General features: G+C 39.8%; 7 protein-coding genes. 3 read left to right on the top strand and 4 right to left on the bottom strand.

The window, feature by feature from the left end:
• Positions 1–2 precede the first annotated feature (2 nt).
• Positions 3–767 carry a CmcI family methyltransferase gene (locus QUB44_RS07355; RefSeq protein WP_333364955.1) on the top strand — a complete coding sequence of 255 codons (765 nt, stop codon included), beginning with the start codon at positions 3–5 and terminating at the stop codon, positions 765–767.
• A gap of 5 nt (positions 768–772) precedes the next feature.
• Here the strand turns inward: QUB44_RS07355 and QUB44_RS07350 are convergent, their stop codons facing one another.
• The 4 genes from QUB44_RS07350 to QUB44_RS07335 all read right to left on the bottom strand — a co-directional run bounded on the left by QUB44_RS07350 (position 773) and on the right by QUB44_RS07335 (position 8,168).
• Complete coding sequence (locus QUB44_RS07350) at positions 773–3,172, bottom strand: tetratricopeptide repeat protein (RefSeq protein WP_333364953.1); 2,400 nt, start codon at positions 3,170–3,172, stop codon at positions 773–775.
• 133 nt (positions 3,173–3,305) lie between these two features.
• Positions 3,306–6,161, bottom strand: a complete 2,856-nt coding sequence (locus QUB44_RS07345) for a tetratricopeptide repeat protein (protein WP_333364951.1) — start codon at positions 6,159–6,161, stop codon at positions 3,306–3,308.
• Between the two features lie 190 nt (positions 6,162–6,351).
• Positions 6,352–7,347: a methyltransferase domain-containing protein gene (locus tag QUB44_RS07340; protein WP_333208669.1), complete on the bottom strand. Its 996-nt coding sequence runs from the start codon at positions 7,345–7,347 to the stop codon at positions 6,352–6,354.
• 125 nt (positions 7,348–7,472) lie between these two features.
• Positions 7,473–8,168 carry a methyltransferase domain-containing protein gene (locus QUB44_RS07335; protein ID WP_333364949.1) on the bottom strand — a complete coding sequence of 232 codons (696 nt, stop codon included), beginning with the start codon at positions 8,166–8,168 and terminating at the stop codon, positions 7,473–7,475.
• A gap of 602 nt (positions 8,169–8,770) precedes the next feature.
• Here QUB44_RS07335 and QUB44_RS07330 point away from each other — a divergent pair.
• Positions 8,771–9,592: a methyltransferase domain-containing protein gene (locus QUB44_RS07330; protein WP_333364947.1), complete on the top strand. Its 822-nt coding sequence runs from the start codon at positions 8,771–8,773 to the stop codon at positions 9,590–9,592.
• Between the two features lie 193 nt (positions 9,593–9,785).
• Positions 9,786–11,197, top strand: a 1,412-nt coding sequence (locus tag QUB44_RS07325; protein ID WP_333364945.1) for a chromosome partitioning protein ParA, incomplete at its 3' end; no start/stop codon positions are given.

Genomic DNA, 11,197 nt, shown 5'->3' with positions numbered 1-11,197 from the left:
TCATGAAATTAACGCTAGATACAGATGCCCAAAAATTGATTCAAGAAATAGACGGTGAGTGTCAAACTATCCCGCTCTATTCTAAGGAAGCTTTTGAACTCATTTCTCACTACTGGGTGAAATTAGGCTGGAATCAAAAATACACCTATACATTTAGCTGGATGGGAAGACCAATAATTCAGCTTCCAGAAGACATGATTCGGACTCAGGAAGTTATCTATCAGGTTAAACCCGATGTAATAATTGAAAGCGGGGTGGCTCACGGCGGCTCGCTGATTTATTACGCTAGCCTATTTAAAGCAATGGGCAAGGGTAGGGTTGTAGGAATTGATATTGAAATTCGCCCCCACAACCGCAAGGCTATAGAGGAACACGAACTGTCATCGTTCATTACTTTAGTTGAAGGCAGTTCTACAGATACCACTATTGTAGAGCAAGTTAAAAAACTGGTCAATCCAGGGGAGACTGTCTTGGTGAGTCTGGACTCGTGTCACACAAAACAGCACGTTGCTGACGAGTTAGAGGCTTATTGCAGTTTGGTGACACCAGGCTCCTATATAATTGCCACCGATGGTATTATGAAGGATTTGGATGATGTGCCACGGGGGAATCCTGAGTGGAAGTGGGATCATCCTACTGCGGCGGCTGCTGAGTTTGCAGAAAAGCATCCAGAGTTTGTTTTGGAGCAACCTAAATGGCCGTTTAGCGAGAGCGATTTGACGGAGAATGTGACTCACTGGCCAGGGGCTTGGTTAAAGCGAAAATAACAAGATTAGATTCTTTTTGGCAAGTTTTGTAAAATTTGCATCAGTTCGTTGTAAATCACTTGCCAATCACAATCATAATTGCGAGTCATTGCATCAGGGTTATTCTCATCCTCAGTGATATATTCTTTAGATATCAACACTGGCGGTACAGCATTTTCTCGATAAACAGGTGAAAATGAGTCCTCAACCGCATCATAGTAAGCCTTATTTCCATGACCTACCCCAGGCTTGCTTGCTATCCAGGTTACAAAAGTCATTCCTGTTCCAAATGGTACTGCATACAGGTCGATTGCTTCAGCCCAGACAATGGTTTCATAAATGGGATGACCAATGGTGCTATAAGTTTTAATTTCAGGCGGAAGGAGATTGAGAATAGGTTGTAAACAATCTTTCTCTAATGCCTCGATATGGGTCTCATTTAAGGCATTCTCTTTATCTCTTTCAGGTACAGACCAACCATCAAATACAACAGCTAAGTTAGGAAAGTTTGTATGTAAACTTTTAATAATGTTGGCTGTACCTTCTATTTGAGAAAACCAAGTTCTTTTATAGTTCCTAAGTGTAATCCACAATAAAGGAAAGTGATTCTTAGCCCGTTCTACTTTTGTAAAAAAATATTGAGAACATTTTTTTACAGAAACTTGATAGATATTCTTAGCTAGTTCTTCTTCTATAAAAGTGTCTGTGAGTCTCACGGCGCATAAGTTATGTTCTAGGACTTTTTTGAAAAAAATCTCATTTAAGCTATCTACATTAAAGCTATCTACGCGAATAATTTTATCGGACGGGATGTTGGGAAAAATATCGTCTATCATAATATATTCATGGCAACCAATCAAGAATTTATCAATATTATTGAGGGTTCCATTATTATACAAATAATAAATTCCTGATAATTCATTCCAGACATAATGTCCTACATTATAAGATATACCTAAAACAGCGGCAACCACTTTTTTAGGTTGAGAAATATAGGCTTGAAATTTTTGCCAATTACTCAAAACATAACTTTTGAGTAAATTAATTACACCTGTAAAATTTCCCATAGGAAAGTTGTCCAAAACAATCATCAGTTCTTGGTTAGGCAAATAAATACACTGCTTACTTCCCATCCAATCACCATACATTAAATAAAATACTTCTTTGCCCACAAACCGATATAATATAAATGGCGCAACATAAAATGACTGGTTTGAACGCAGAATTTTGCCAGTGAAAGGGCAAACTGAATAAACAAAACCTGTTTCTACTATGCTTTGCTGTAGATTAATAGCTTTGTCCCAATGAAAATACTGAGACATTTTGGGATGTCTTTTTACCTTTCTTGAAAGCTGAAATCCTTGGTGGTCATCAAAACTATTGATATAGATTTCCTCCCAAGTAATGTTGTCTTGCTTGATCAAGCCTAAATTCTGTATAGATAAACCTAGATTTTGTAAAATTGAGCGATCTGAATCATTTAAGCTCCAAAGATTAACAACTGTATATTGACTACTATTGACAAAATATTCATAGGCTGAATTTTGACTAATTTCAGATGGGTAATACAGATTTACTGTGTCAAGCGGTCTTAACTCATTTAATCCATCCCATATTAAATCGTAGGTTTTTTGCTCGTTACTTAATAGAATCTTGGGAATATTTTGGAAACAAACTATGGCTTCATCCATTCGGTTGGCTTCTGCCAAACGAAGACTTAGGTGATGATATATACTGATTGCTTCCTCACGTTTTCCTTGTTTTGTCAAAGCTTCTACTAAACCCTTGTAGAATGGGTGATGACAGGGATATAATTCAATGGCACTACGATAACACTTGACAGCCTCTTCTAAACCAACGATCATGCACGAAAGTTTCAACAATTTATGAAATTCTTCTAAATCATCTCGCCAAATTCTTAGCCCCAGTTCCCGACTGTGACCCGGAGTTTGCAACCACTGAATACAAGCTTGTTTTTCCGCTTCGGAAAGATAACGTCTCAGATAAACTCTGTACCATTCGACCGTATAAGTAGCATCATCCAGGTTGGCGGTAGCTTGCAAAAAGGCTTGGTCATTGAGGAAACAGACGAACGGTAATTCTGGGTCAAATAGTTGGTAGTCTTTATGGGTAACTTCGGCCAAGTTGTACTCGCAAAAAAAGGTTTCTGGGTTCTCCATTACCCGCTGATAGATAGCTTCCCCTAGCTGATGGTGACATTCATAGGCTTCAGGATTCAGTTCTAGGGCACGACTGTATGTGGCGATCGCCTCATTCCAATTTTTTTGTTGTGACAGGAGTTTTCCTAACTGCTGGTAAAGTTTTTCAGTCAATCCGCGATAGACAGCGATCGCTTCCTCTAGTTTGCCTTCTTGTTGCAGTTGGTTGGCCTTGTTGACTTCTGTTACAGTAATTTCTGAGTTCATCTTACTTTCCTTTTTGGGACATAACGATTTTTAGCAGTTGAATTGTCCGACACAGACTCTAAATTTCTATGAGTAGTTATTGTTTACGCTCGTAAGAAAAGTTGATATTTGTTATTTTACTTTCCACGAACAATTAAGCTCTGTTCGGGTTCAACGAATTGATAATTTTCAGAGTTTCATTGTAAACAATTCTCCAATCGAAATCATAATTTTGACAGGCTACTGATAAAATATAAGGTGAAGCTTGTTGATCGACGATACACTCAACAGGCACAAAGACCGGGGGTACGACATTTTCGCGACTATAAGTTACTTGTTCTCTCAGAGGTTCTGTATTTATTGAACTGTTTGCGTGCATCACACCAGGTTTATTAGCAATCCATGAAACGGCTGTACTTCCTGATGAAAGTGGTATAACATATAAATCAATAGCATAAGCCCAGACAACTTTCTCATAGCTCATGCTACCAATTGTACTATAAGCCTGTATATCAGGTGGTAAAATTTCTAAAATTTCTTGCTCGGTGGCTTGATCCTTAGCAATCATTAACTCTCCACGCTCATCCTCTCTTTCTATCCGAGACCAACCATCAAAGACAACTCCTAGACCAGGAAAATCCACCGCGAGACTTTTGATAATATTAACTATTCCTTCTACTTGAGAAACCCAAGATTTGTCATGACTGCGAATACCAAACCACAGCAAAGGAAAGTGTTTATTTTTTGCCCCTTCTACTTCAGCTAATAATTGTGGAGAACACCTTTTTAAGGAACCCTCGTATATCCTAGTTGTCAGTGTTTCTCTAACAAAAACATTGTCAACTCTAACGGCTAAATAATTATTTTCAATAATTGCCTTAAACATACTTTTTTTATCCGAAATTCTGATTATCTTGTCAGCAATTTCGGGGAAAGCATCAGCAACATTAAAATACTCATTTGGTTCGATTAAAATTTTATCGAGTTTATCCAAAAGACCATTATCCGACAAAAATTGAAGTCCAGTTACTTCATTCCAAAAATAGTGTCCTATGTTCGTCAGTAAGCCTAAAATTGCCACTACGCCTTTTTTCTGGGGTTTTGAGATATATTTGAGGCTGTCTTGCCAACAACTAACCATATAGCCTTTTAATCGGTTAATAATTGCTTGTTCAGAACCTTGGACAAATGGATTGAGGTGAATAATTAGCTCTAAACGGGGAAAATAAATAAACATCTTTGGACCCCAAAAGTGTCCAACGATTAAATAATAAATTTCACAGCCAACAAACCGATAACTCATCATGGGTAGCCATGCTACATCATAAAAGGATTGCTCTGACCTAATAACCTGACCACTCAACGGGCAAACTGAATAAATATAACCTGTTTCCACGATACTTTGTTGATAAATATTCTGTTGATTCAAATGGGATTGATATATAAATTGATAATTATTTTGCTTGGGTAATTGTTGAGAAAGCCTACTATTTTTGCCTTCTGCAAAATAATTAATGTATATTTCTTCTAAGGTTAGATTATCTTGGGCAATTAACTGCAAATTTGTTAGTAAAAATCCATTTTTTTCTAGGAGAGCTTTGTCTTCTTCGGTTAAAGACGAAAGGTTCATAATAGTATATTGACTGGTTTCACGGAAGTATTGTTCAATAGCTTCAGGTTGAAGGTCAGTGGGATAATAGGAATCTGAGGCTTCCAGAGGAGCCAATTGATTTAATTTTCGCCAAAGCATCTCGTACATCTTTCCTTCGTGAAGCGGCGGATGGGTGGCTTGTTGAAAACAGGCTACTGCTTCTACTATCTTGCCCTCTTCTGCTAACTTGAGACTTAATTGATGGTAGAGAACGAGAGCTTGCTCATGTTTGCCTTGTTCGGTAAACACTTCTGCTAAGCGATAGTATGATGAATGATGATTGGGAGACAATTCAAGGGCACGATGATAACACTTGACAGCCTCTTCTAAACCAACTATCGTGAAGGAAATTTTTAGCAAAGTCTGAAATTCTGCTAAGGTTTCTCGCCAAACTTTTAACCCCAATTCCCGACTATGACCCGGAGTTTGTAGCCAATTAATGCAACCTTGTTTTTCCGCTTCCGAAAGAAACCGTCTTAGATAAACTCTGTACCATTCCACTGTATAAGTAGCATCATCCAGGTGGGCGGTAGCTTCCAAAAAGGCTTGGTCATTGAGGAAACAGACGAACGGTAATTCTGGGTCAAATAGTTGGTAGTCTTTATGAGGATTCTTAGCCAGATTGTATTGAGAGAAAAAGGTTTCTGGGTTTTCCATTACCCGCTGATAGATAGCTTCCCCTAGCTGATGGTGACATTCATAGGCTTGAGGATTCAGTTCTAGGGCACGACGATATGTGGCGATTGCCTCATCTAGTCTTCCCTGCTCTACCAAAATATTTCCTAACTGCAACCCGACTTCCCAGTTATCGGGTAGAATTTGCAAAAGATTGTGAAAAGCTTCTACGTTGTCTGGATAGAGTTCTATAATGTGGCGGTAGGAGGCGATCGCTTCTGCTAAAGCGGACTGATTTCGCTGTTGCAGTGCATTGGCCAAGGCAGAATGAATCCAATCAGCATCAGGGTTCAACTCACTGGCACGGCGGTAAGCAGCGATAGCCTCATCTAGTTGACCCAATTTTGCTAAACTATTACCTAGTCCCACGTAAGTCCCAAAATGCTCGGGATTGAGTTCAAGCGCCCGGCGGAAGGCTGTAGCCGATTCTTCCCACTGTTGCTGTTGTGCTAGCGCATCCCCTAAGTGGTGGTAACTCCAACAAAAATCAGGTTTGAGTTCTATTGCATGACGGTAGGCGGTGACGGCTTCATCCCATCGATTCAGTTTCGCGAGGGTTTCTCCCATGTGGTGGTGTGTCCAGGGCTCGTCGCTATTTAGCTCGAGTTTCCGATGGTAAGCAGCGCTCGCTTCTTCTAGATTACCTTCCTCTTGCAATTGCCGATCGTTGTGGAATTCGCTCATAGCCGTATCATCCTTATATCTGCGATTACTTTTTATCTACAAATATTAAATTATCAGTTTAAACTGAATGACCCTACGCTTCGCAGCACTAGCTTGTTTATATTACCTGCTTTTACCACAGAAAGTTAAAGGGAATTATGTCTGTTGTTGGGGAGTAGGATAAAGTGATCGCGCGCCGTGTCCAAAACATCTAAGTTTGAGGTTTAGGGTAATGGCTTTCTGCCGTAACAACGTCTTCTAGGGTGACATCCCATCTAAATTTTTCAGGATTCACCTCAGCCACTTTTCTGGCAAGGATGGCAACACCACCAAATCCTGGGTGAGTTGCTAATTTCTCTTGACCTGGAATAAAAGTATCTAAATGCATTCGCAAAGGAACATAAAGGCTCGATCCGATCACCTCAAATCCCAAAGCAGGAGAAAATAAAACCTTAAGACCTTCGTCTGAAAAACGCCAGAAGTCCCACGGGCTTTCGTGGAGAGGCCAGGAAAAGTGCGTGCTCTGAAAGGTGATTCCGCCTATCTCTAGTAACTTATTAATTTCCATCGCCACTACCCAAGGCATGGCTAAGTGTTCAAAAACAGACAAGGAAAAAATAGCATCAAACCGCTGATTACCAAAATATTGAGATAGTTTGTGAGCGTCCCCTACCACATCTGTGTTGGCGTCTGGATAATAGTCAAATCCCGTGTAGGAGGATGCACCAGGAAACAAAGACCTTTTGCTAACGCTTCCTGGACTGACTATCCGCGAACCTATTTCTAGAACTCGTAAATGACCGTCATTCACCTGCTTGATAAAATCAACAAACAAACCTGTATCATCATTTGTAAAAGTAGCTGAATCATAAACTCCTGGTTTCCCTCCAGCAAAAGCCACAATTTTATGATGTATTTCCCTTTTTGTTTTCGCCTTAAAGGTGACTTGATGCTGGGCGACTCTCGGCAGATATGCTATGAAACCGCAGTTATGGTTGTGGTTGTATTGTGGGTAAGCTGCTACCACATCTGGGCGCGAATGCCACGATATAATTGGCACGCAATTATCTTCTACACAAATTTCTACTCCTTCAAGTACCCCTTCCTTCTTGCCTAAAATCCATCCTTGGAGTCCGAGTCCGCAGTCATTCGACCAGGAGTAATCGATCGCCAATATTAAGTTTTCGTCTTGTTCTAAGATGGCCATAAAATTTAGTGATAACCTTACTTTCCAGGCTGTTTTTTTTAGCGGCATCGCTAAAACTATAAAACTTAGCTAAGCCTGCATATTCCATGAACCTAAAGATGATTACTCAGATGTTAAACTGGCTTTCAATTGGCTATTTTCCTGAGAATCATAACAATTTCTATAGAATTTTCTTGGAATAATTCTATAGTAAAACCAAAGCCTAGCTGTTTCTGACAGTAGAATAGCCACTCAGAGAAAGTCTCTGATGTCCAGACGTGAAAATGGATGCTGTAATCTATGTTTATTAAAGCTTGCTGGCGCGCCAACACCTGTTCTTCAGGAAATTTCTCTACCAGTCTCACGTACTCATGGTAATGAGATACCTTAGACCATTCCGGCCCCTCTTTGTAGTCCCGAATTAAATGGTCGAGGGAAGTCAGGGGGCGATCGACATCAAAGATATAGCGCTTGTCCGGTACGCCCATGTAAACGATTCCTCCGGGTTTGACAACTCTCAAAAAGTTTTCTAGAGCGCCGATCGGGTTTTGACAGTGTTCTATCATGTGATTGGCAATGACAAAATCCCAAGAATTATCAGCTATGGATGACAGAGTTTCGCCATTATCTACAATGTCTGCTTCTATGAGATTGGTTCCATTTAATTCTGGGTATTGTTTTCTCAGTTCACTAACCGACATTCGATCGACGTAATAAACCTTTACAGTATCTGGAACTTCCAGAGGAGCATGAAGAGCTCCCACCTCTATTCCCTTCCCGCTTAGGTATTTAAAAGCTATATCTCTCCGTACTTGCATGAGCGCTGTAAGATCCACAGTCATCCTCTCCTTAAAAAATTGCTCAATCTCGATCAACTTTAATTTAATTTTTTGTGTGCCGAGTCCAGTGCTTCACTCTGATACAGAAGTTGGGCTTTGAGTCAAATGGCACGCGGGTAGAGCCCGATCGACCTTTCTAGTTTACCTGATCGCGCGTGTGGGTCGATCAATTGAGTGCGATCGTCTTCCTGTGTTGATTTTTGGGGTAATATCTATTGTTAAGGTCGATGGCTTAGGGCTTGGGGGTGATCGCCCATCTATAATACCTGGTTTTGCGGGAACATCCTCAGAGGGCTGAAGTCTGATATCCTTGGGAAAGCAACGGCTTGAGTTCATTGGGAGTTCATTGGGGGCGATCGGGCGAAACTTACCCTAAATTGTGATAAATTTCTAAGCAACCATTATACATCGACCAACTTTAAATTTCAGCCTAGATAGGAAAATGCTTGCAGATTCATTCTCTGAGATGTATATTCTAGGAATATCTTGTCTCAGACCGAAGAGGAGTTAAAAAAATACTATTGGGTTATATTTTTCTTGATAGGGACGGGAGTACACTGGAATACAAGTGGTAAAATGTTTCCTTGGTATCTACTAAAATCAGCATGAATAAAGAAAGACTAGAAAATATTAAAGGTGATTTGGAGCGTTCGCAATTAAAGCTCAAGCAAATTCGAGATGAACTAGAACAATCGTCTGATACTAATCTTCAAAAAGCAGTCAACAAAAGTGACCAAATTATCAACCATACAACAGAAAATAATTCATCTAATCGATTATTGTTGTCCAACGAGGAAGCTAACGCAGGTTTGCATAGAGAGTCTGTTGGAGGAATGTGGGACGAAATAGGTCAATTACAGTTTGATTTTATTTTAAACCAGGGCTTAAAGCCCGAGATGAAGTTTGTTGATATAGAGTGTGGATGTTTTAGGGGAGGAGTTCATTTCCTTCGTTATCTCAATAGTGGGAATTACTACGGTATAGACATGAACTCTTCCCTTATAGATGCTGGCTATCAACAAGAATTAGATGTTGCCAACAGAAACAAGCTGCCTAAAAAAAATTTGTTAGTTAACGATCACTTTGAATTATATTTGTTAGGAGTAGAATTTGAATTTGCTCTAGCACAATCAGTGTTCACTCATCTTCCGCTGAATCATATTCGACGCTGCTTATTTGAACTCGCTAAATGTGTTAAACAAGGAGGTAAGTTTTATGCAACGTTTTTTGAATGTTCATCAGAGTCACTCTATAGGTTGACAACACACCAACCAGGTGGAATAATCACCTATATGGATTCAGATCCTTATCATTATCAGTTACAAGATTTTTTTTTGTTAATCAAAGGACTCCCGTGGACAATAAGTTACATAGGTGATTGGAAGCATCCAAGAGGTCAAAAAATGTTATCTTTTACTAAAATCTAAGCAATGTTTGATGAAAGGAAAATTATCGACAAGCAAAATATCTTTCATTCTTATATTGCTTACACTCATCGTTCAGGAGTTTGTTGATTGAAAAGTCTCTGGGATTAGAAAAATAAAGTTTACATAATAGGAGTTTAGACAACCGATGAACAATCATAGCACAGCAAAATCCGAGATCCTGGTGATAATCAGTATGCACCGTTCTGGTAGTTCCTTGACAGCATCCTTGCTTCAAAGTGCGGGTTTGCACATTGGTCGCAAGTTACTAGGAGCAGATAGTGTAAACATCAAAGGTCATTTTGAAAATATTGATTTTTATGAATTTCACAGGGCGGTGCTGCGTTCGCAAGCAATTATTGAGGATGGTTGGACTTTACAGGGAAAAATAAATGTTGAAGATCGTTTTGTAGAACAAGCTAAAGAAATAGTCGCCAAAAACTCTGTGAGTAGAGTATGGGGATGGAAAGAACCGCGCACAACTTTATTCTTGGATTTCTGGTCTGACTTGTTGCCAGAAGCGAAATTTTTGCTGATTTATCGTTCTCCTTGGGAAGTAGTAGATTCTCTTTATCGTAGGGGCGATCGTACTTTTCAAGATCAGCCTGAATTGGCATTGAAAGTATGGCATCAATACAATCAAATAATTATTGATTTTTACGATCACTTTTCTAATCGTTGCCTTCTAGCAAATATTAACACCATAGTCAATTTTAAAGAATCATATATTAAAGCAATAAACCAGAAATTCAAGACTAACTTAACGGCTCCTGAATCAACGGTTTATGACCCATCTTTATTTCACGCTCAACCATTAGACAGCTATCGACCTAGCTTGGTTAATCATTACTGTCCAGAAGCAGTAGAGATGTATCAAGAACTCGATGCTAGGGCATGGTGGCCGGATGAAACACCCAATTTCTCTTGGCGGGAACTAATAAAACCAGTTTACAAGGCTGAGGCTTTTCAGGAGTGGGTGAATACTCGCAACCAGGAAAGAGAAAATAAAGCACTGCGAGTCCAATTGGAAAACTTCCAGTCTCAACTGCATCAAACTCAGGGGGAATTGGAAAACTCCCAAACTCAAGAGGCTCAGACTCAAAGGGAATTAGAAAGCTCCCAAACTCAACTGCATCAAACTCAGGAAGAATTCGCATACTCGAAATCTCAACTGCATCAAACTCAGGGGGAATTGCATCAAACTCAGGGGGAATTGCATCAGACTCAGGTGGAATTTAAAAGATCCCAGTCTCAACTGCATCAGACTCAGGGGGAATTGGAAAACTCCCAAACTCAACTGCATCAAATTCAGGGGGAATTGGAAAACTCCCAAACTCAACTGCATCAAACTCAGGAAGAATTCGCATACTCGAAATCTCAACTGCATCAAACTCAGGGGGAATTGCATCAAACTCAGGGGGAATTGCATCAGACTCAGGTGGAATTTAAAAGATCCCAGTCTCAACTGCATCAGACTCAGGGGGAATTGGAAAACTCCCAAACTCAACTACATCAGACTCAGGGGGAATTGGAAAACTCCCAAACTCAACTGCATCAGACTCAAACGGAATTGGAAAACTCCCAAACTCAACTGCATCAGACTCAAAC

It is taken from the genome of Microcoleus sp. AT3-D2, from assembly GCF_036705715.1.
GTDB lineage: Bacteria > Cyanobacteriota > Cyanobacteriia > Cyanobacteriales > Microcoleaceae > Microcoleus.
This window is presented reverse-complemented; position numbering and strand designations above follow the sequence as displayed.

Coding starts and splice junctions, on each gene's coding strand:
- QUB44_RS07355 (WP_333364955.1), top strand. CDS start 3: ATGAAATTAACGCTAGATACAGATGCCCAAAAATTGATTCAAGAAATA.
- QUB44_RS07350 (WP_333364953.1), bottom strand. CDS start 3,172: ATGAACTCAGAAATTACTGTAACAGAAGTCAACAAGGCCAACCAACTG.
- QUB44_RS07345 (WP_333364951.1), bottom strand. CDS start 6,161: ATGAGCGAATTCCACAACGATCGGCAATTGCAAGAGGAAGGTAATCTA.
- QUB44_RS07340 (WP_333208669.1), bottom strand. CDS start 7,347: ATGGCCATCTTAGAACAAGACGAAAACTTAATATTGGCGATCGATTAC.
- QUB44_RS07335 (WP_333364949.1), bottom strand. CDS start 8,168: ATGACTGTGGATCTTACAGCGCTCATGCAAGTACGGAGAGATATAGCT.
- QUB44_RS07330 (WP_333364947.1), top strand. CDS start 8,771: ATGAATAAAGAAAGACTAGAAAATATTAAAGGTGATTTGGAGCGTTCG.